This window comes from Cytobacillus firmus, from assembly GCF_023715565.1.
GTDB classification, from domain to species: domain Bacteria; phylum Bacillota; class Bacilli; order Bacillales; family Cytobacillaceae; genus Cytobacillus; species Cytobacillus firmus_C.
Genome location: NZ_JAMBOJ010000017.1, coordinates 59691 through 81190, shown reverse-complemented (window position 1 = coordinate 81190; position 21500 = coordinate 59691). Strand labels below are relative to the sequence as shown.

The 21500-nt window shown below is 39.1% G+C and carries 17 protein-coding genes; 9 read left to right on the top strand and 8 right to left on the bottom strand.

Annotated elements, in window-relative coordinates:
* Window positions 1–139 precede the first annotated feature (139 nt).
* Window positions 140–1015 carry a metal-dependent hydrolase gene (locus M3205_RS09075; RefSeq protein ID WP_251169591.1) on the bottom strand — a complete coding sequence of 292 codons (876 nt, stop codon included), beginning with the start codon at window positions 1013–1015 and terminating at the stop codon, window positions 140–142.
* 189 nt (window positions 1016–1204) lie between these two features.
* Between M3205_RS09075 and M3205_RS09070 the strand changes: the two genes are divergently transcribed.
* From M3205_RS09070 to M3205_RS09045, 6 genes are all read left to right on the top strand, one after another.
* Window positions 1205–2782, top strand: a complete 1578-nt coding sequence (locus tag M3205_RS09070) for a peptide chain release factor 3 (protein WP_251169590.1) — start codon at window positions 1205–1207, stop codon at window positions 2780–2782.
* A gap of 393 nt (window positions 2783–3175) precedes the next feature.
* On the top strand, window positions 3176–4552 hold the full coding sequence (nhaC, locus tag M3205_RS09065) for a Na+/H+ antiporter NhaC (protein WP_251169589.1): 1377 nt from the start codon (window positions 3176–3178) through the stop codon (window positions 4550–4552).
* 184 nt (window positions 4553–4736) lie between these two features.
* The gene (locus M3205_RS09060; RefSeq protein WP_251169588.1) at window positions 4737–8021 is read left to right on the top strand and encodes an efflux RND transporter permease subunit; all 3285 of its coding nucleotides are present in this window, start codon (window positions 4737–4739) and stop codon (window positions 8019–8021) included.
* Window positions 8022–8175: 154 nt separating this feature from the next.
* A complete protein-coding gene (locus M3205_RS09055; RefSeq protein WP_095243998.1) occupies window positions 8176–8652 on the top strand; it encodes a hypothetical protein in 477 nt (158 codons plus the stop codon).
* Window positions 8653–8926: 274 nt separating this feature from the next.
* Window positions 8927–9655 carry an RNA polymerase sigma factor SigI gene (gene sigI / locus M3205_RS09050; protein WP_396105445.1) on the top strand — a complete coding sequence of 243 codons (729 nt, stop codon included), beginning with the start codon at window positions 8927–8929 and terminating at the stop codon, window positions 9653–9655.
* Entirely contained in the window at window positions 9652–10833 is a 1182-nt protein-coding gene (locus tag M3205_RS09045; protein ID WP_251169586.1) for an anti-sigma-I factor RsgI family protein, read from the top strand. Before sigI ends, M3205_RS09045 begins: the two co-directional genes overlap by 4 nt.
* Before the next feature lie 49 nt (window positions 10834–10882).
* Here M3205_RS09045 and M3205_RS09040 read toward each other — a convergent pair whose 3' ends face one another.
* The 4 genes from M3205_RS09040 to M3205_RS09025 form a co-directional block, all read right to left on the bottom strand.
* Entirely contained in the window at window positions 10883–11083 is a 201-nt protein-coding gene (locus tag M3205_RS09040) for an alpha/beta-type small acid-soluble spore protein (RefSeq protein WP_095244001.1), read from the bottom strand.
* A 111-nt stretch (window positions 11084–11194) separates the two neighbouring features.
* Entirely contained in the window at window positions 11195–12520 is a 1326-nt protein-coding gene (locus M3205_RS09035; RefSeq protein WP_251169585.1) for a (Fe-S)-binding protein, read from the bottom strand.
* Window positions 12517–13929, bottom strand: coding sequence for a glycolate oxidase subunit GlcD (glcD, locus tag M3205_RS09030; protein WP_251169584.1), 1413 nt, complete (start codon window positions 13927–13929; stop codon window positions 12517–12519). Before glcD ends, M3205_RS09035 begins: the two co-directional genes overlap by 4 nt.
* Window positions 13930–14034: 105 nt before the next feature.
* Complete coding sequence (locus M3205_RS09025; RefSeq protein WP_251169583.1) at window positions 14035–15153, bottom strand: CdaR family transcriptional regulator; 1119 nt, start codon at window positions 15151–15153, stop codon at window positions 14035–14037.
* A gap of 137 nt (window positions 15154–15290) precedes the next feature.
* On the opposite strand from M3205_RS09025, the gene M3205_RS09020 reads away from it, so the two are divergent.
* The 3 genes from M3205_RS09020 (at window position 15291) to M3205_RS09010 (ending at window position 18505) form a co-directional block, all read left to right on the top strand.
* On the top strand, window positions 15291–16655 hold the full coding sequence (locus M3205_RS09020) for a TrkH family potassium uptake protein (RefSeq protein WP_251169582.1): 1365 nt from the start codon (window positions 15291–15293) through the stop codon (window positions 16653–16655).
* Window positions 16656–17067: 412 nt separating this feature from the next.
* Window positions 17068–17604: an RNA polymerase sigma factor gene (locus M3205_RS09015; RefSeq protein WP_095242948.1), complete on the top strand. Its 537-nt coding sequence runs from the start codon at window positions 17068–17070 to the stop codon at window positions 17602–17604.
* Window positions 17594–18505, top strand: coding sequence for a stage II sporulation protein P (locus M3205_RS09010; RefSeq protein WP_179288943.1), 912 nt, complete (start codon window positions 17594–17596; stop codon window positions 18503–18505). Before M3205_RS09015 ends, M3205_RS09010 begins: the two co-directional genes overlap by 11 nt.
* A 102-nt stretch (window positions 18506–18607) precedes the next feature.
* Here M3205_RS09010 and M3205_RS09005 read toward each other — a convergent pair whose 3' ends face one another.
* From M3205_RS09005 to M3205_RS08995, 3 genes are all read right to left on the bottom strand, one after another.
* A complete protein-coding gene (locus tag M3205_RS09005) occupies window positions 18608–20557 on the bottom strand; it encodes an insertion element protein (protein ID WP_095242946.1) in 1950 nt (649 codons plus the stop codon).
* Between the two features lies 1 nt (window position 20558).
* Window positions 20559–20798 (bottom strand): hypothetical protein, encoded by a 240-nt coding sequence (locus M3205_RS09000; protein WP_095242945.1) that lies wholly within the window; start codon window positions 20796–20798, stop codon window positions 20559–20561.
* 305 nt (window positions 20799–21103) lie between these two features.
* Entirely contained in the window at window positions 21104–21451 is a 348-nt protein-coding gene (locus tag M3205_RS08995; protein ID WP_251169580.1) for a DUF3905 domain-containing protein, read from the bottom strand.
* Window positions 21452–21500: the final 49 nt, after the last annotated feature.

Below are 21500 nucleotides of genomic sequence, written 5' to 3'. Positions count from 1 at the left end.
CAGAAATGGCCTAGAAGATGACCTCGGAGAGGTCTATCATCATCTGAAAATGCTTCAAAGCCAATAAAATTCAAAAAAGAGGTCCGGAATGAGACTATTCCGAACCCCTTTTGTCTACAAACTGAGATGAGCACAGTGCTCATCTTTCCGTATTTTTTTCAATATATTCGAATAAGAATGACTGGCCGTTCCTGTAAAAACGGGGATCGTAGAGTCCCAGCCTTTCATCATCATCAACGAGAACCACAAACGGGGACCATTCATAAAGAGTTTTAGCTTCAGGAGCTTGCGAAAACAACTTGTCCAAATCCGCTGTTTCTTTTGATTGAAGCACATATTGGGTTCTCTTTTCGGTGAAAAGAGTATCATTGAATATGGTCACTTCGTCATCTTTCTTTGTGATAACGGAATAAGACCACGGGATAAAATCTGCGGATAGTGCAACTTGTTCATAGTAATCATCATACTGTTTATAAATGAGATATCCCTGTGTGCTTTGAATTACCAGATGAAGAAGCATAAAAGCCCATGCTAATTTAAAATAGTAAGTGGATTTAGACTTATTCCTTTTCGAAAAGAAAAAAGCTGTTCCGATAATAATCCAGAACACTAAATCAACAATTGGTATCGTACCAAAAGTAACCCTAATAGTTGAAAATGGCTCCAAGTAACCTGTGCCCCATGCATTAAATAAATCGCTGGTATTATGTATGAAAACTGCAAGCCACCCCAGCAGAAAAATCTTCTTATCCTTGACTCTGAAAAGCAGGAAGGACAGCAGCAAAAACAGCAGAGCCCAAACCGGAGTCAGGAAAACAGAATGGGTAATTCCCCTGTGCCACATTTGATAAAGTCCTTCTGTATCCCAGAAGCGCGAGATGACATCAATGTCGGGAATTTGACTTGCCCCTACAGCGGTTAGCAGGTATGCTCTTCTGGAGTTCTTATCCATTCTATGTTTATCAACTGCGCCATATAGGCTCAAGCCAAATAAAGTATGAGTAATTGTGTCCATTTTTAACCTCCTTTTTTACATTTAGTTTCCCTATTATAAGCCTCAAAAAGAGTAATAAAAAGAAATATGCAATCTTAAATGCGTTGCAAACTTGACTTGAGAGCGATAAAATTGAAGGTATTGCAATAATTAAGTGACACATTGATTGCTTGATCGACAAATTTTCATATAAGTAAGTGAGGAACGATTATGCCCAAAAATTTTGAAGAAGAAGTTTTATCCCGCCGCACGTTTGCGATTATTTCCCATCCGGATGCCGGTAAAACGACGCTTACCGAAAAGCTTTTATTATTCGGTGGTGCCATTCGTGATGCAGGTACAGTTAAAGGGAAGAAGACAGGCAAATATGCGACAAGTGACTGGATGGAGATTGAGAAGCAACGTGGTATTTCTGTAACCTCCAGTGTGATGCAGTTTGAATATGAGGGAGCACGTGTAAATATTTTAGATACGCCTGGTCACCAGGATTTCAGTGAAGATACATATCGCACGCTGACAGCCGTTGACAGTGCCGTTATGATTATCGACTCAGCTAAAGGGATCGAGGAGCAGACACTTAAATTATTCAAGGTCTGCCGCATGAGAGGAATTCCGATATTTACTTTTATGAATAAGCTTGACCGTCAGGGAAAAGCACCCCTTGAGCTCCTTGCTGAATTGGAAGAGGTTATGGGAATTGAATCATACCCAATGAACTGGCCTATTGGGATGGGAAAAGAATTCCTGGGGATTTATGATCGGTTTAATAATCGAATAGAGCAATTCAGAGTAGAGGAAGAGGACCGCTTTATTTCCTTAAATCAGGAAGGTGAAATAGAGGGCAACCATTCCATTAAGGATTCTGGACTATATGAACAAACGCTTGAAGAGATTATGCTGTTAAATGAAGCAGGCAATGAGTTTTCAAGAGAGAGAATTGCAAATGGAGAACTGACACCTGTGTTTTTTGGAAGCGCACTGACCAACTTTGGTGTACAGACTTTCCTTGAGTCTTACCTGCAATTTGCACCGCCGCCGCAGCCGAGAAATTCGACTGCAGGGGAAATTGATCCGCTTTCAGAAGAATTCTCTGGTTTTATATTTAAAATCCAGGCCAATATGAACCCTGCACATCGCGACAGGATTGCATTCCTAAGAATTTGTTCAGGCCAATTTGAGCGGGGCATGGCTGTGAATATACCTAGAATCGGCAAGTCCATTAAGCTAGCGCAGTCCACTCAATTCATGGCAGATGACAGAAGTACGGTTGATTCGGCAGTAAGCGGAGATATCATCGGAATTTATGATCCAGGAACTTATCAAATAGGCGATACATTAACAGCAGGAAAAAATAACTTCCAATATGAACGTCTTCCTCAATTTACACCTGAGCTTTTTGTTAAAGTTACAGCTAAAAATGTCATGAAGCAAAAACATTTCCATAAAGGTATTCAGCAGCTGGTTCAGGAAGGTGCCATCCAGCTGTTTAAGACAGTTAAAATGGAAGAATACCTCCTGGGTGCAGTGGGACAGCTTCAGTTTGAAGTTTTTGAACACCGCATGAAAAATGAATATAACACAGAAGTGTATATGGAAAGGCAGGGCTCCAAGATCGCACGCTGGGTAGAAGGGGATGAGGTCAACGAGAACCTTTCCAGCGGGAGAAGTCTCCTTGTTAAAGACAGATACGGCAAAAATGTCTTTCTATTTGAAAATGACTTTGCCCTCAGATGGTTCCAGGAAAAAAATCCTGATGTAAAACTATATAATCCGATGGACTCGGAATAAAGCTGGCGGCCCTTAATGGGTCGTTTTAGCTTTCCATTTATTCCTTCCTCATTACTATTGACATATCTATCAATTGATAATATAGTATTAACACATATACTTTAACGCTAAAAAGCGTCTAAGTTAAAAAGTAGAAAGTGTAATCTCAATAAAAAATCTTGTCCGCAGCATAAGTAGAGTAATTGCCGGCAGCAAATAGAAACTGGATGGCTGATGAAAATCCAGGCAGCAATGGTCGAAATACAACTGCAACCAATATGGACAATACTTTTTAAGTGGGTAAGCAGCGTTAGCTTATCAATTAGGGTGGTACCGCGGAGCTCATTCGTCCCTATAGGCGAGAGGGCTCTTTTTGTTTGTATAAATTACAGGCAAATTTAGGAGGAATACATTATGCATCATGATCAGGCATTAAATATAAAGCCGCTGGAGGCACTCATTGTCACACTCATAATTTTAGGCGGTATCAGCTATTCTATTATTTTTGCCGGGGCAGTTCCCCATATTCCGGTTGTTTTAGCGTTAATGGGGTTAATAGCTTACGGGTTATTTAAAAAAGTTTCTATAACACAGTTGGAAAAGGGGCTTATTGAAGGTGCCCAGTCCGGATTAGGGGCAATTTTCATTTTCTTTTTAATCGGAATGCTGATAAGCAGCTGGATGGCTAGCGGCACGATTCCTACATTTATTTACATGGCTTTGGAAGCAGTAAATGGAAAGTTTTTTTATGCCATTGTATTTGTGGTAGCATCTGTGATCGGCATGAGCATAGGAAGCTCACTTACAACAGCTGCTACATTGGGAGTGGCCTTTATGGGGGTGAGTTCCGCTCTGGAACTCTCGGATGCAATTACGGCTGGTGCAGTTATTTCCGGCGCATTTTTTGGAGATAAGATGTCACCTCTCTCCGATACAACAAACCTGGCAGCATCGACAGTTAAGGTTGATTTATTTGAGCATATTAAGACGATGGCCTGGACAACCATTCCTTCGTTTATCATTTCACTGGCGATTTTTGCTTTCCTTTCACCATCAGATGCAGCGACTGATTTCGCAAAGATTGCCCAGCTGAAAAAAACTTTGCTGGATGAGGGGTTAGTCCATTGGTACTCTCTGGTTCCGTTTGTGATTTTGACAATAATGGCCATTAAAAAAGTATCAGCTATCATTACGCTGTCTGCTGGCATTGTTTCTGCAATAATCTTAGCAATTATCGTCCAAAGCAGCTTCGGCCTCGAAAAAGTTATGACACTGCTGTTTTCGGGATATGCGTCAAATAGCGGTTCAGAGGAAGTGGACGCCCTGTTATCTAGAGGGGGCATGGAAAGCATGATGTTTTCAATTTCTTTGGTATTACTTGCGCTTTCTATGGGCGGTTTATTCTTTAAGCTTGGCATCCTTCCGGCTCTGCTGGAAGGTATGAAAGGACTTTTGAATCGGGTTTCTGCTCTAGTTGCAGCAGCTGCAGGAACAGCAGTCGGGATTAATTTCCTGCTTGGCGAACAGTACCTGTCAATTCTCTTAACAGGAAATGCTTTCAGAGAGCCCTTTGAAAAAGCCGGGCTGCATCCAAAGAATCTTTCCAGAATACTTGAAGATGCGGGTACGGTAGTAAACCCGTTAGTTCCATGGAGTGTATGCGGAGTATTTCTGACAGGTGTCTTAGGTGTAGAAACAACAGCTTATCTGCCATTTGCATTATTCTGTCTGTTCAGTCCTGTAATCACCATTATCTATGGATTTACTGGTTTTAAAATCGAAAAATTATAGTGAAAAGCAGCTGCTTAGGCTGCTTTTTTCTGTGAATTAAGAGCTGATGTAATTTTTATAATAATAATGACATCACACTGATTGCTTGCATCGCAAAAGCTGCTTTAATATAGTTAAAATATGTTATTGTCTACATGCATCGATCACAGATTACCTCATACAGTCATCGAAAGGAGCAGAATGTGTGCGAATAAGCGATTTTTCAATCAGAAGGCCAATTTTCACATTGGTTACGATGTTCTTAGTGCTTATTTTAGGGGTAGTCTCCCTCTTAAATATTCCATTAAAACTCATACCAGATCTTAATCCTCCTGTAGGAGTAGTAGTCACTTCGTATCCTGGAGCAAGTCCCGATGAAGTGGTGGAAAAAGTAACAAAGCCGCTTGAGGAAAATCTGGCAACACTGCCGGGGATTAAGACCTTGACCTCTACCTCACAGGAGAGTGCAAACTTCATTTTGATGCAATTTTCCTGGACTACTGATATTGATGAAATACAAAGTGAGGTCTTTCAAAGACTGGATCAGACACAGCTTCCTGATGAAGCTGATAAACCGAGATTTATGAAGCTTGATCCTGCTCAGTTTCCGATTATTCAATTATCACTTAGTGCAGATGAGAAGCCTGAAGCATTAAGAAAGCTTGCGGAAGAACTGAACCTCGAGCTATCTAAAGTGGAAGGAGTAGCAAGCGTAAATCTCTCAGGAACTGCGATTAAGGAAGTTAGAGTGGAATTGGACCAGGAAAAGCTGAAAGATTTCAAACTTAGCCAGGCGGATGTTGTGGATGTAATAGAATCCAATAATATATCAATGCCGGGTGATCCTGTATTGACTGAGGGAAAAGAGCTGACTACCAGAATTATCAGCTCCATTGATTCCCTGGATACACTGAAAAAACTTACGGTAACAGCAGACCCTGCAACAGGTAATAAAGTAAGCCTTGATGATATTTCAGAGGTTCAGCTGGCCAGCCAGGATGATCGCACCATCACGCGCACAAACCAGGCTCCATCTGTCTTACTGAGTGTCCTTCAGCAGTCCGATGCTAACACTGCGGAGGTTTCAGATCAATTTATTAAGCAATTGGATAATCTGCTTGAAAAGGAACAGTTTGAAAATATTGAATCTGAAATTCTTTTCGATCAGGGAGATTACATAAGTCTTGCAATAGGAAATATCTCAAATTCACTGATTCTTGGCGGTATTTTTGCAATGGTTGTCCTGTTTTTCTTTTTGAAAAATGTCAAAAGTCCGCTCATCATTGGAAGCTCTATTCCTTATTCAGTTATTTTCACATTTGTGTTAATGTATTTTTTCGATTTCACCCTAAATATTATGACTCTTGGCGGATTGGCGCTTGGAATAGGTATGCTGGTGGATAATTCCATCGTGGTTATTGAGAATATTTACCGCCACTTATCAATGGGGAAAGATCCGAAAACAGCGGCAAGTGTCGGGGCAAAAGAAGTGGGAGGTGCAATTACGGCTTCCACCCTGACGACAGTTGCCGTGTTCCTTCCTGTAGTATTTATCACTGGAATAATCGGTGAATTGTTTAAGGAGTTTGCACTGACCATTTCCTTTAGTTTATTTGCATCTCTGGTTGTTGCCCTGACAATAGTGCCAATGCTTGCGAGCAGGCTGCTGAAGACTCCAAGAACAAACACGGAGGCAAAAAGGCAGGAAACAGGCTTAATGCGATCACTTGAAAACTCAATAAAGTGGTCATTAAGGAATCGTGCAGCGGTAATAGCAATTACCATGCTGTTATTGGCAGCGGGCAGCTTTGGATTGACCACAGTAGGCACACAATTTCTGCCAAATGCAGATGAGGGCTTTTTTACGGTGCGTATGGAGCTTGAGAACGGAATCGCACTTTCAGAAACAGAAAAGGCTGTATCTGCTTTAGAGGAAGAATTAAAGGATGAAGAAGATGTAGATACATTTGTCAGTCTCATTGGAACTACACAGGAAGGGTCCTTCCGGGGCTCAAAAAATGCTAATATCGCTGAATTGTATATCAAAATGAAAGAGCTGGACCAACGGGAAAGGTCTACCTTTGAATTTGTCGATGAGGTAAAAAAGGATCTGGAAAGTGCTGCATCAAAGGTTAATGAAACTGCAGAGCTCTCATTTAATACACAGTCGACAGCAGGTACATCACCGAATACACTGACCTTTAGTGTGAAGGACACAGATCCCAACCGTTTAAAGGTGAATGTTGATAAAATCTATAATGCATTGAAGGACCTTGAGGATGTAACCGAATTGTCGACTGATCTCATGGATACCGTTGAAGAAGTTCAGATAACTGTGGACCGTGAAAAGGCTCTTGAAGAGGGTTTGGCTCCCGCCCAGGTAGCCATCGCTGTAAATGACGCAACCCGGGGCAATCGTGCTACACAAATGATAGATGATGAATCCAATATATATGGGGTCTTTGTAGAGTACGACCGGGAAGTCACACAGGATATAGAGAATTTGAAGAAATTGCTTATTAAAAAGCCTGATGGCAATTATTCCGCTCTGAATGATGTAGCCAGTATTGAGCGCGGAGAAGGGCCGGTAAATATTCAGCGGATTAATCAGCAGGATGCTGTCCAATTCACATTAAAGTACAAGTCTTCTACAAACATGGGTGCCATGTCAAAAGAAGTGGATAAAGAAATAGCCGATTTGAAATTGCCGGATGAAACAGAAATCGTTTTTAGCGGTGACAGGGAATTGCTGGAATCATCTATTGATGACCTGATTCTGGCATTTGTACTGGCAATCGTGTTTATTTATCTTGTCATGGCAGCTCAATTTGAATCACTTAAGTATCCTCTGGTAATCATGTTTACTGTGCCGCTCATGGTGATAGGGGTGGCAATTGCTCTTACCGCAACCCAGACACCTATTAGTTTAACAGCCATAATCGGGATTATTGTGCTTGCTGGAATTGTAGTGAATAATGCCATAGTCATTGTTGATTATATTAACCAAAAGAAAGAGCAGGGTCTAAAGAGCTACGATGCTATAATTATTTCAGTTAAGGACCGTGCGAGGCCAATATTCATGACAGCCTTAACAACTATACTCGGCTTAGTGCCTTTAGCACTTGGCATTGGAGAAGGAACAGAAATTAATCAGCCCATGGGCATTACTCTTATTGGCGGGCTGATCAGCAGTACATTCCTGACACTATTTGTCATACCAGTTGTATATAGCTTGTTTGACAAGGATACCCGGAGATTAAATAAAATGTATGCAACACCGGATGGCCACTTAGTGCCAGCTTACCTGCTAGAAGAAAGAGTGGAGAAAAACTGGAATCGTGTGAATGACGAAGACAAAAAACAGCTTCAATCATCTGATGCCAAATCCTACAGCAGAGATGATATGGCAGCCATGCTGGAAGAGTTGTTGAACATTGTAAAAAGAGATGACGATGACAAGAAAAACCAGAAACGGGATGATAAGTCCTAGATCTGATGAAGGCTCCTTCTAATGAAGGGGTCTTATTTTTACGATGAAGTATAATTTTAAATGGTGTTTTAGGAAAATATCTGGAAAATAAATTGATAATTGACCAATATTCAGAGCACAATAAAAGTATCGACTTGTAGCTGGTGGTAATGAAATGAAAAAACTCAGTAAACTAGAAGCGGTTTTTTGGAGTATTGCATTGCCGGGTTTTAGCCAATTATTGGCAGGGCAGCTGTGGAAAGGGACATTGTTTGTCGTCCTTGAATTTATCATTAATGTATACAGCCACTTTAATTCGGCCATCATGTATAGTTTCATGGGCGAAATTGAAAAAGCTGTTCATGTTCTTAATTATCAGTGGCTCATGTTTTATCCTTGTCTTTACATGTTTGCAATGTGGGATGCATACCGCAGTGCTATGCCGGAAAAGGAAGAATTATCATTCCTTCCTTTTGTATTCAGTGCTTATTTTGTCACAGTAGGACTAATGTACTCAACAAAACTCAAATTGTTTGGGATTTTTTTCGGGCCAGTCTTTCTTCCTATGATCTTTGTTATTCCGGGTGTAGTAACGGGCTTGCTAATCAGGTGGTTAATCCTGAAATGGAGAAAGCCAACCACTCAAAGTTGAATTTTATTGATTAAAAAGGCTTTGTCACACTAACTGTTTAGTAGTGCTGAAGCTTTTTTCTTTTTTTAACTATTTTCTTACATTACCCCCACAAATCCCTTCCATGAATCCGTACAGTTGTAATGAACAAGCGGCCGCTTTTCATAAGGTGAAATTATATGAGTTTCAATTAATTGTATTAAAGCTTTTATAGCCCTGCCCAAAATACGGATTGTACGCTGTATGATATAATGTGTTTTGAAAAGAGGTGGGGCTATTGCTGGGTTTATTATTTATGCCGAAAAAGCGTAAAAAATCACTCGAAGAAACGGTTAAATTAATACAGCAGGGAAATGCAGCATTGAATAATGAGCTAATAGAGTCATATAAGCCGTTTATTGCTAAAACAGTATCATCAGTCTGCAAGAGGTATATTCATGAATCTGATGATGAATTTAGCATTGGCCTCATAGCTTTTAATGAAGCTATTCAAAAGTACAGTCCTGATAAGGGAAGTTCACTCATCAGTTTTTCTGAAGTGCTGATTAAGAGGCGGGTTATTGATTATATTCGTAAGCAATCTAAATTTCAGAATCTCAGCTTTAATGGAGCCTCTAATCTGGAAGATGATGATACTGCCAGCTCGGCAATAGAAGATGAGTTATCAATTGAAGACTACAGAAAAAAAACAGATGAAGAACTGAGGAAAGAAGAAATTGTCCAGTTTACGCAGACTCTTCAGGAATTCGGCCTTACCTTCAGTGATCTGATTGAACAATCCCCAAAACATGCGGATGCGCGAAAAAATGCGATGACTGTAGCCAAAATTCTTGTTGATAATGAAGAGCTCAAAAGTATTCTTTTTGACAAAAAAAAGCTGCCGATAAAGCAGCTGGAGGGTTATGTATCTTTAAGCAGAAAAACAATAGAGAGAAATAGAAAATATATAATTGCCATATCATTGATATTAACTGGCGATTATGTCTTTTTAAAGGATTATATCAAAGGGGTGTTGGAAACGTGAAAACAGGTATAATCATGGAAATAAACGAACGTTTTTTAACACTATTAACCCCGGAAGGAGAATTTCTGCGTGCCCGAAAACAAGATCAGGCATACGCAATAGGCCAGGAAATTGTCTTCTTCCCAATAGAACTGAAAAACGGAAAAATGTCGCGTCCTCTATCTATTTTTAAATTATCCAGAGGAAAAGGATTAATGGCAGCAGCATTTGCGGTGATACTCGCAATCATGTCTTTCCTGCCGTTTTTGCAAAACGACGAAGTGTATGCTTATATGTCAATAGACGTTAATCCGAGTATTGAATTAGGGGTCAATCAGGAATATCAGGTAGTAGAACTCACTCCTTATAATGAAGAAGGAAAACTTATTATCCAGAATATCAAGAACTGGAAAAAGAACAGCATTCATGAAGTGGCTGACAAAATTCTCCTTCAGATAAAGAAGCAGGGCTATTTTAAGGAAAATAAAGAGGTAGTCATTGCTGCCGTATATACAAAACAGGATAAAGAAGCGGATGAGCGCATTCAGAAAGAGTTAGCAGATATAAAAAAAGCGGCACAAAAAGAGGAGCTTGAGGTAACGTTACTGGAAGCAAGTGAAGAGGAAAGAGAAGCAGCTATTGGCAAAGGGCTATCACCTGGTTTGTATAAAGATAATAAAATTAAGGCTGACAGTGCCGATAAGAAAGTTTCTGAACCAGTGAATAAAGAGAAACAATCGGGTAAAGCATCTACTGCTCCGCAAAAACCTGCTGAAAAATTTCAAAGCCAATTAAAAAAGAAAGATAAAAAAGAAGAAAAGAATGCTATTCCCGGGCAGATAAAAAAATCCGAGAATCAGAATAAGCATTCTAAACAGCTAAATAATAAAGCTGATAACAGCAATGGAAATGGCAATCACCATGAGAAAAATCATGATGATAGACATAATAATAAAGGTAAGAAAAACCAGGGAGATAGAGCGAAATCCCCAAATAAACAAAATACTCCTAACAGCGGCCACAGGGCCAATGAAAAAGGGAATCAATCTGAAAAAAATCATAAAGATGATAAAGGTAATAAGGGTAATTGGAACAATAAAGGCGGGAACGGTCCAGGGGGAAAGCATAAAGAAAAGGACCATCGAGATGATCACAGAGGAAATAAACAAGGGAAACACCAGGAAAAAGGAAAAAGATAAAATCAAAGTCCGGAGCAGGCTCCGGACTTTTTCCATTTATATAAAGTTGTTATTGATTATTCTGGCCGGACATTTGTGCTTGAGCTTGCTGAACAAGCCGCTTAGTAATTTCTCCGCCTACAGATCCGTTAGATCGGGATACTGTGTCAGATCCTAATTGAACACCAAATTCCTGGGCAATTTCATATTTGACCTGGTCCATGTATTGTTCAATACCAGGAACTAAAAGCTTATTGCTGCTTCTTGCCATTATATTCAACTCCTTTTTATTGGTCTTACAGAGTTATCATTTCTCTGTATTTCTAGTTTAAATCAAAAAGGAGTTTTCATAAGTGGTAATATTTCGGCATAAGCAGTGTGGTTATTTTTCTATGACTGCCTCTAACAGAATGTCTACAATGTGAACCGCTTTAATCTTATGCTGCAAACCTTCCCGTTCGATCCCCAGCTTCATCTGCAGAAGACAGCCTGGATTAGATGTCACAATTACTGCAGCATTTGCTGACTTGGCCTGAATCATTTTATGATCAAGTATTTGCATAGACATTTCAGATTCAACAATATTATAAATACCTGCAGAACCGCAGCATCTGTCTGCATCTTTCATTTCCCTGAATTCAATGCCTCTGATTGAATTCAGAAGGGTTCGAGGTGCTACGGAGGTTTTCATGACATTGCGCAAATGGCATGAATCCTGATAGGTTACGACCTGACCAGGAAGCTCAAGATGAACTTTTTTATGAAATTCAAGTTCATATAGAATTTGGCTGATGTCTTTAAGTTTTTCTGAAAACTTTACGGCTCTTTCATGCCATTCCGGGTCATCTTTGAGCAGGTGGCCATAGTCGATAAGAAATGCCCCGCATCCTCCTGCATTAGAGATGATATAGTCAGCGTCCAGTTTTTCAAAAGCTTCTATGTTCCGTTTAGCCAGGTCTTTAGCTGTCTGCTTTTCACCGCTATGACCGTGAAGAGCACCGCAGCAAGCCTGATTTTGTGGAATATGAATTTCACATCCGGCAAGCTGGAGAAGCTTTATTGTTGCATTATTAGTTTCAAGGAACATCGTGTCCATTAAGCAACCGGTGAAAAAAGCGGCTTTCTTTACCGGCTTATCAGCCGGTAAATGGGATGGCCTATTTTTCATTTCTTTTAATTTTGGCACTTGAGGAAGCACCTTTTCCATTGTACTGAGGTTTTTGGGAAGCCAATTCAGCATCCCTGTTTTTCTGGCGGCCGACTGAAGGCCTGAACGTTGGTAAAAGCCTAAAAGCCCTGCAGCTGCCCTCATTCTGTTCTGATGGGGAAAAAGCCCTGTAAAGACCAAATTGCGAACCGCCCTAACCGGAAGTGAGTGTTTCTTATTCTGGTTAATGATATCCCTCGCTTCTTCCAGCAGGTGTCCATATTTTACCCCTGAAGGGCATACAGGCTCGCATGCACGGCAGCCCAGGCAAAGATCAAGTGATCTCTCAACATCTTCATCCGGTTCAATCAATCCGTCAGCAACAGCTTTCATTAATGCAATCCTTCCCCTTGGTGAGTGCGCTTCTTTAAAGCCAGACTCGACATAAGTAGGGCATGAAGGAAGGCAAAAGCCACAGCGCATGCAATTCAGGAGCTCATCTTCATCCATTCGCTTCACAAACTCTTCCTGAATGATTGTCTGTTCTTTTAATGTTGTCATTGTGTAACCACCACACGTTTTCTGTTGTCCTTGGCAAAAATTTTGCCGGGATTAAGAATATTATTGGGGTCTAAGCCAGTCTTTACAGCCTTCATGGCATCAATCCCTGCATGGCCCAGTTTCAGTTCAAGATAAGGAGCTTTCATGACTCCTACTCCATGTTCCCCTGTTATTGTTCCTCCAAGTTCGATCGCCTTGATAAAAATCTCTTCAAACGCTTTTTCAACCCGTTCCATTTCATTTTTATCCCGTGCGTCTGCAGGGCATGTCGGATGAAGGTTTCCATCACCTGCATGGCCAAAGGTACAGATGGAGAGCCCGTATTTTTGAGAAATTTCGTTTATGGCTTTTACCATATTGGCAATTTCAGATCTTGGCACTGTAGCATCTTCAAGAATGGTTGTCGGCTTAAGGCGTGCAAGAGCCGATAAGGCGGCACGTCTTGCAGTTCTTAAAGCTTCGGCTTCCTGTTCGGATTTTGCAAGCTGCACTGAAACAGCACCTTGCTCCTGACAGATTTCCGCCATTTTTTGCATATCCTTATCAACAACGTCAACCGGCCCATCCTGTTCGATAAGAAGTACAGCTTTAACATCTGTTGGCAATCCGATTTGAGCGAAGTCCTCTACTGCTTTTAGTGTAGGCTGATCTAAAAATTCTAGAGTGGCAGGAATGATTTTGCCCGCGATAATCTTTGAGACGGATTTTGCAGCTTGTTCCAGATCCTGAAAGAGAGCAAGCATTGTTTTTTTTGATTCAGGAAGTGGGATTAATTTTAATGTCGCTTCTGTGATAATCCCTAAAGTTCCTTCAGACCCAACAAGCAGCCTGGTAAAATCATATCCGGCCACGTCTTTTGCAAGCTTGCCACCAGTTCTGATAATTTCTCCGTTCGCAAGTACAGCTTCCAGCCCCATCACATAGTCCCTTGTAACGCCATATTTCAATCCGCGGAGTCCGCCTGAATTTTCATTGATGTTTCCGCCGATTGTACTTATTTTCATTGAACTTGGATCAGGGGGATAAAATAGCCCTCTTGCTTCAACTTGATTAATCAAATCAAGTGTGATAACACCTGGCTGTACTGTAGCTGTCAGGTTTTCTTCATCGATTTCAATAATTTTATTCATATGCTTAAACAGGAGAACAATTCCGCCTTCTGTGGGACAGGTACCTGCGCATAAATTGGTGCCCGATCCTCTTGGTACGATTGGAATTCCTCTACTGCTGCAAATTTTGAGGATCTGGGAAATTTCCTGAGCGTTTCGGGGACTGATCACCGCATCTGGCATTGATTGGAAATTAGGGGTAGCATCATAAGAATAAACGAGGCGCCCAGCTTTAGAGTCATCATAATTTTCTGCGCCGACAATGGCGATAAATCTCTCTTTTATTTGTACGTCAACCAAATAGATCCTCTCCTTTAATAGCAGGCTGGCAATATCTATTCTTTAAGTATAAAAAAAAGCAGGGAATCCCTGCTATAGATAATTATACAAAAATTAAGGAGTATTTTAATTGATTTTTGTGCCTTCCTCCAAAATTTTTACAGCTATGAATAATTTTATTAAATCATTCAAATTTGATGGATAAAGCCCTGATAGCTCTGATATTTTCTTGAGTCTGTAATGAAGGGTGTTAATATGTATATGCAAAGCCTCAGCAGTATTTTTCAAAGAGTGATTTTGCCCGAATAGCTCCTTAAGGGTAACCATAAGATCCTCTTCATACATAAATGTGCCGATGGTTCTTTCTATAAAGTCCTTCTTAGTTTCCGGAGAAAGATCATCAAATATCATTTCAATGGTCAAATCCTGATCAAATATGATGTTCCCCCGGTCTTTTGCGATTTTTAAAGCTCGTTCAGCCTGCATAAATGATTCGGACAAACTAAGGGGAGGCAACGGTTTTCCAGTGCCGACACTAACTTTGGCAGCGAGCAGGTTTTCCAGAAAACGATGGAAGCGTGTGACTTTTTCTCTTATGCTGCGATCCTTTTCTGCTGATGAAACCCCGGCTAAAAGGACAATTCGATCATTTCCCCAGCGAATCAAAATATCATTGGGCCCTGCTTCCTTCCAGGATAAAATTCTATTCCAAAGATCACGATGTAGCAATTGGTTATTTTGCCTGAATTCTGCGATCGATGCCTGCCTATCCACTGAGAGATTTATCTTCAGCAGGTGAGCACGTTCTTTAAAAGCAGGATCCCACTCTTTCGTCTGCAGCCAGTCGAACATAAAACCTTCCATTGCGCGGGCCTGCCAATCGAGCTGCTCTGCAAAGTAACTTTCGCTGATAAACAACTCTGTCAGCTTACGGATGATTTCTGCAAATGGGGAAATCTCATCGGGATTACCGGTAATGCCAATCACTCCAACCGTTTCCCCTTTGAAGAAAATCGGCAGGTTAATGCCTGCTTTTACACCCTGAAGACGTGATTGATCTTTCTTGGTAATAATCAGCTTTTCTTTATGTTTTATAGTAAGCAAAGCTCCTTCATGAAAATTGCCTATTCTGCCAGCGTCTGTGCTTGCAATGATCACACCGCAGGTATTGGCAACTATGATATCTTCCTGAAGAAACTGACGCACTTCAGCTATGATTTTTTCAGCCAGATCAGGCAGCAGCATATCAAATCTCCCTTTTGTTTTTGATTTTATTATATATAAATAAAAAACTTCCTGCGAATTATCTAATATCTCTTTTAAAAACAGGGTATATTCATTATGATAAGGGATAGAAAAATTCTAAAGGGGACAGGTATTATATGTGGAAAGACATAAGAAATTGGCTGGATAAACTAAAACCTGCCCAAGTAATATCCGGATATTATTTATTGGCAGTATCTGTATCGGTACTTTTATTAAGTATACCGTCAGTACATAAGCCGGGTGTTGAGATTTCATTTATTGATACTGTCTTTACTGCAGTAAGTGCTGTCAGTGTAACCGGACTGACAGTAGTAAATATATCAGATACTTATAGTGTGTTTGGATATTTTGTTATTATGTTCATACTTCAGTTTGGCGGAATAGGGATCATGGCGTTGGGCACTTTCTTCTGGCTACTGCTGGGCCGCAGGATTGGATTAAGAGGGCGACGCCTCATAATGGTCGATCATAATCAATATGCCTTGTCAGGACTAGTCAATTTAGTTAAAGAAATCATTAAAATAATATTGGTGATTGAAACTCTGGGTGCTCTCATATTAGGCTTTCATTTTCTTAAATATTATCCTTCTTGGGATGACGCATTTCTGCATGCGCTGTTCACATCTGTCAGTGCTACAACTAACGGAGGCATGGATATAACAGGTTCCTCTCTCAAACCATTTGCAGGCGATTATTTCGTGCAGCTGATCAACGCTATCTTGATTACTTTAGGAGCTATAGGCTTCCCTGTTCTTATCGAATTAAAAGAATATCTGTTCCGCAATAAATGGAATCAGGAACAGTCTTTCAAATTTTCTTTATTTGCCAAGCTGACAACTGTTACATATGCAGCACTTCTTGTATTTGGAACTGTTATTTTGCTTGTTATGGAATTCAATCAATATTTTAAGAATATGGACTGGCATGAAAGCTTCTTTTATGCATTCTTCCAATCTGCTACCACCCGGAGCGGCGGTTTATCAACCATGGATGTAAATGAGTTTACAATGCCCACACTCATTATAATGAGTATATTAATGTTCATTGGGGCATCTCCAAGCTCTGTCGGAGGGGGCATAAGGACAACGACTTTTGCAGTTAATATCCTTTTTATCTATCATTTTGCTAAAGGAAATCGGGATATAAAGATATTTAAAAGGGAAATTCATGAAGATGATGTACTGAAATCTCTTGCTATCACGCTGCTTGCTATTGGTATGTGTTTTTTCTCTGTAGTCATTTTAAGCATAACAGAAAGGCAGGCGGAGCTTATTGAAATTATCTTCGAGGTTTGCTCAGCTTTTGGGACCACAGGATTATCGTTAGGAATTACACCTGAATTGTCCATTATCGGGAAATGCATCATAATGGCCTTAATGTTTATTGGCAGAATCGGTTTAACTTCATTCTTATTCATAATAGGCGGCAAAGAGAAAAAACCAAATTACCATTATCCAAAAGAGCGAGTTATCATTGGCTAAAAAAGCAGCCCGGAATAGTATTTTAAGCCGTTCTCTTTTCGAGTACCCGCAGGTATAAAAGAATATATAAAAACATCTATAAAAGCAGTGCAATTCACATGTAGAATCGCACTGCTTTTTTATCTTGAAAGAACAATAGCTCTTCTCAAAACAAGACTGTTTAATTCAAACCGGCAAGGTTAGTGAAAAGAAGGAAAATCTTTTACAATTGAAGAATGTAGTAAATGGTATCAAGAAGATTCTGGGAAATGTCTAATTAATTATAAAAGACCGTCATTTGAGGGTCTTTTTTTAGTAAAGAATTTTTAATATAACAATTAGCCTATCATTGGCAACAATTACATAAAAAACTTGTAACCTTTTCTAATGCTCGAACGATTAATAAATGAATACATAACGAGGGGGGAAAAGATTGCCTAATTTTGAGAACTTAGAAGACAGGATTATTGAAGCATATCGTCAACACTATTTAGATGTGTATCGGTTTCTTATTTGCTTTACAGGAAATCAAAATGATGCAGAGGACTTGACTCAAGAAGTGTTTATTCGTGTACTTAACAATTGGTCCAATTTTAACACCGGCAATTTAAAAACATGGATTTTTTCAATTGCAAAACATGCTGCCATTGACCATCACAGAAGGAAGAAATTTAGTTCAATATTTGGGGAAGGATTTTTCAAACAAATAGTATCCACTGAAAAAGAACCTAATGAATTAATCGAACAAAATGAAACCAAAAGGCTGGTTCATGAAGCAATTTCAAAGTTAAAACCAAACTTTAGGGCGGTAGTCATACTAAGAGGCATAAACGAATTTTCAATAAAGGAGACATCTGAAATCCTTCAATGCAGCGATTCAAAGGTTAAGGTAGATTATCACAGAGCCTTAAAAGAACTTAGAAAGAAATTAAACATTGATGCAGAGGAGGTTATTGGAAATGCAAACTGATAAGGATTTGTTTGACCTAATTAAAGAATCGTATCCACTCAACCCTAGAGAAGAGTTTGTAATAGATACTTCTAATAAACTTAGAATAAGTGCAAAGAAATTAAATAAAAAAAGAAGAGTTAAACAATTTTCTTTTGCCTCAGCCAGTATTGCAATGTGTCTTATAGCAATATCATGGTTTTTCTTCTATGGCGGAAAAGACATACTTACCAACAATCTTTATTCTTCCCTTGGAGATGAAAAATCGTTGTCTTCAGTTAAAGAGCAAGAACCCTTAGTTTATATATATCAATCACACAATTTAGAGTCATTTTTCACAGAAGTTAAAACAAGTGATGCCAGTCAAGCTTTTCACGATACAAAAAATATCACATTAGTTGGTGAGAGATTAAGCCAATCATTGTTAAAGAGAGGTATTAATTCCATCCATGATAAAACCAATATAACAGCAATTTTAAAAGAAAAAAGCTTGTCTTTTAGCGAAACGTATACTGTTTCAAGAGAGCCATTAAAAGTCGCCCTGGAAAACAATAAAAGCATTAAAATGGTATTTGATATACACAGAGATTCAAGAAAAAGAAGTGAAACAACCATCAAGTTAAACGGAAAAGATTACCCAAGGATGGCGTTTATAGTATCTCGTTCAAGTATTAATTACGAAGATAATTTTAAGTTTGCTGAAATCTTGCATAAAAGAATTGAAGAAAAATATCCTGGCTTATCGAGAGGAGTCTTTGTTAAAGACAATCCACCAAAACAAAATACTTATAATCAAGACCTTTTTGGGAACTCAGTTTTATTAGAAATTGGTGGACCCGAAAACACATTGGAGGAAGAATATAAAACCGTAGATGTCCTTGCAGAGATAATTACCGTCCTACTTAAGGAACCTAATAAATGACAGTAAATTAGCGATAAAATGAGCAATGGAAAACTAATTCCATTGCTCATTATTATTTTTACTACGAAACTGAACTGTTTATTTTCAATTCACTTCTGTTCTTTATTGCATATAGATAATATCTTTGAGCTCAAATATTTTATCGGTTATTCCCAGTCTTTGTGCCGGTGTTAGATTTTCTCCATCTTTTGTTTTATAAGGCAAACAGAAATTAAAGTAAACTCTTAAAATTGTCAATGCGTATTGGGCATATTCCGGATTAAAATTGGCATAAATGTAACTTTTGCCGTCTCCTCTCGCAGTAACTAGAGGGCGTTCTAAAGGAGATAGCCTTCTCCTTATTAATTGAATAAACGCGTCAGTTGCATTGTGATTTACATCTAACAACATTCTAGCCAAATCTCGTTTTTCGTATGAGGATGCATCAGTCACACATTCGACAGTACGATAACCGTTATCCGTTGATGCAAGTGGATGTAGCAATGGATTATTAGCTCTTTTGTAATTCTTACCGTCAGGTAACAGTTCGTGAAACTTATGGTATTTTAGCAATTCGGACATATACTCAACTGCAATAGTTCTAAGACTTCTTGATTTAATATCATTTCTAGCAGCCCACTCAAACAACACTTCTCTGGCATCATGGTACTCTGTCATAGCTTGACTTAATGATTTATCCTTATCAACTTTTGACACGAAAACATGTCCATCGTATCTTTTGATTTCTTCGGCAAAAACTCTGTAAACTGCCGCTAGGATTGAATAGTCCTCGTCAGTTACAATTCTCCATTCACGTACATTCAGTGCGTTTTTAATTAGCCAATAATGGGCAAGAGTTGTATAAGTTGCGTTGACATGAATGCCATCTACGTACTTACTCCTGATTTCAAATTTATCAAGGTCATTTTCGTATTCTGCCTTGCTTTGATTGTCATTGGTGGTGGGTGGCATTGGATAGGAGGTAAAACCTCTTCTAAATCTTGCATTCTTTTTAGCCAATTCATGAAGATGGTCATCTTTATAAAGAACAGTATCGAGTGCTAGGTCATCAAGAGAGAAATTCCAATCGTAAGCTATATCAGCCCTGAAGACATATCTACTTTGCATTTCCGAAGTGATGACAATGTGTGTTGGGAATTTTGACTCCTCACTTCTTTCTGCCGGAGACTTCCTACCATGCCCCTTTTTCCTGACGTTGCTAAGATGGTATGTCATTTTATCCGTATTTAACCAACACTCACCAATATTTAGGTTCTTAAAAGCCTTCTGTTCATGTCTCTCTAGAAACTCAAGGCATCTTTTATAAACCAATTCGAGTTTCTCATAATAGGTCTTCACACCAATATCCAACATCTCGATAGTTCTATTAATCGCAACCTTGTTTACAACTGCTTTTGCCAAATCCAAAAGAATATCATTTCGCTTTTGATGGTAAGTAGTAGAATTCTTTCTCTTTGGCATTACAGAAGTAATTTTTAAGCATTTTTTACATTGATATCTCTGTGCTTTAGCTTTATTTATTCCTTTTTTCTTGAAACAATCCGCATCGGCAAAGGGCGTTTCATCCGAATAAATGCAGCCGCTTTTATGAAACTCGTAGTCTGGTTCTACATCTTGCAAGGTTTCTAAGGTAATTAGCCTTTTAATCTCTTCAACTACAGACCAATTTGATACGGTTTTGCAGCCACATCCTAAAGAAATTCCTTGTCCAGATTTTTCGGGGTCTGGGTTACATAATAAATCCTTTTCATCCCCAGCACCACCTAATTTGTACCTGCTTGGTTTGTTTTTTACATTTTCATACCTCTTTTGAGGCAATCCGAACCACTTGCAATAGGGATTAATACAAAAATTATATTGTATGTCGTACTGATTACCTTTCCAGATAAAACTCTTGGGGAGGTAAACGTGATGATGATATCTCTTCGCAAACTTCTTCGGGTCCATTAAGGGATAGTTCTTGATTCTATCCAAAATTTCCTCCTGGGAAACTGGCGACAATACATTAACAATGGTATCTGTATCGGTAGAAAGACGCTTAATTTTCGTCATTTTAATCCTCCGAAGGGTCTTCAATTCCAAGTAGGGTTAAAAGACGTTTATTATTGCGTTTTTTCTTAACCCAAGTTATGAAGTCTTCATCCAATAGAATGTTGGTTAAGAAAAAATCAATAACTTCATTCTCAGTGCGTTCTGAATACTCCGCATACTGCTTAACAATAGTCCTCGATTTCTCAGATACTAACCAATCCACTTTTTCAGAATTGAGATTTTTAGGTTTAAGGAAATTCAAATTTATCACTCCTTCAACAAAACTCTTTTAGCATACAAAATCGCACCTCAATTAGCAAGAGCATAATAAAAATTATGCTGATGCTAAACATTATGGGATTTAGATTGCGAGTTTAAACCTTTTACCTTTAATAAATACTGGAAATACAACAAAAAAGCAGAGCGAATTCATATGCGAATTGCTCTGCTATTATAGCTGCTTTTATATGTGTTTTTATATGTGCGGGTACCTCAAAAGAGAATGGCTTAATAGTATTTCCGGACTGCTTTTTTTATGAGTTTTTTCGAGGCATTGTGATCTTTTTTTCAATCTGTTCCGTGGCTGACATCCTTAATCGGATGCATGAAAGGATAGGCTTGAGGCGGCTTTTTACTTTCAAGGAGTTCCTTGTTTTCCGCTGTGTTCCAGCCGATATCGTTTGTAGGATGAACCCATTCGTCTCCAGCCATAACTGCAGGGTCTGTTTCATCACTCCAATTTTCAAGCGGTGAATTATCTGAGGAATACTGACTGTCCCCAATAGTTACGCCAAAAGAATTTCTGAAAGGAGGCTGAAGCTTCATGCCTGTGTCCTTAAAACTAGGAGCGTCAATTTGATGTGGAAGGGTCTCGTTAATGCCAATGCTTTTATCTAACTTCTTTTTATTTTTCATAGCGGCTCATTCCTTTTTACTCTATTTTTTGCACTGCAGTAAAATTTAT

Coding starts and splice junctions, on each gene's coding strand:
- M3205_RS09075 (WP_251169591.1), bottom strand. CDS start 1,015: ATGGACACAATTACTCATACTTTATTTGGCTTGAGCCTATATGGCGCA.
- M3205_RS09070 (WP_251169590.1), top strand. CDS start 1,205: ATGCCCAAAAATTTTGAAGAAGAAGTTTTATCCCGCCGCACGTTTGCG.
- nhaC (WP_251169589.1), top strand. CDS start 3,176: ATGCATCATGATCAGGCATTAAATATAAAGCCGCTGGAGGCACTCATT.
- M3205_RS09055 (WP_095243998.1), top strand. CDS start 8,176: ATGAAAAAACTCAGTAAACTAGAAGCGGTTTTTTGGAGTATTGCATTG.
- sigI (WP_396105445.1), top strand. CDS start 8,927: ATGCCGAAAAAGCGTAAAAAATCACTCGAAGAAACGGTTAAATTAATA.
- M3205_RS09040 (WP_095244001.1), bottom strand. CDS start 11,083: ATGGCAAGAAGCAGCAATAAGCTTTTAGTTCCTGGTATTGAACAATAC.
- M3205_RS09035 (WP_251169585.1), bottom strand. CDS start 12,520: ATGACAACATTAAAAGAACAGACAATCATTCAGGAAGAGTTTGTGAAG.
- M3205_RS09025 (WP_251169583.1), bottom strand. CDS start 15,153: ATGCTGCTGCCTGATCTGGCTGAAAAAATCATAGCTGAAGTGCGTCAG.
- M3205_RS09020 (WP_251169582.1), top strand. CDS start 15,291: ATGTGGAAAGACATAAGAAATTGGCTGGATAAACTAAAACCTGCCCAA.
- M3205_RS09010 (WP_179288943.1), top strand. CDS start 17,594: ATGCAAACTGATAAGGATTTGTTTGACCTAATTAAAGAATCGTATCCA.
- M3205_RS09005 (WP_095242946.1), bottom strand. CDS start 20,557: ATGACGAAAATTAAGCGTCTTTCTACCGATACAGATACCATTGTTAAT.
- M3205_RS08995 (WP_251169580.1), bottom strand. CDS start 21,451: ATGAAAAATAAAAAGAAGTTAGATAAAAGCATTGGCATTAACGAGACC.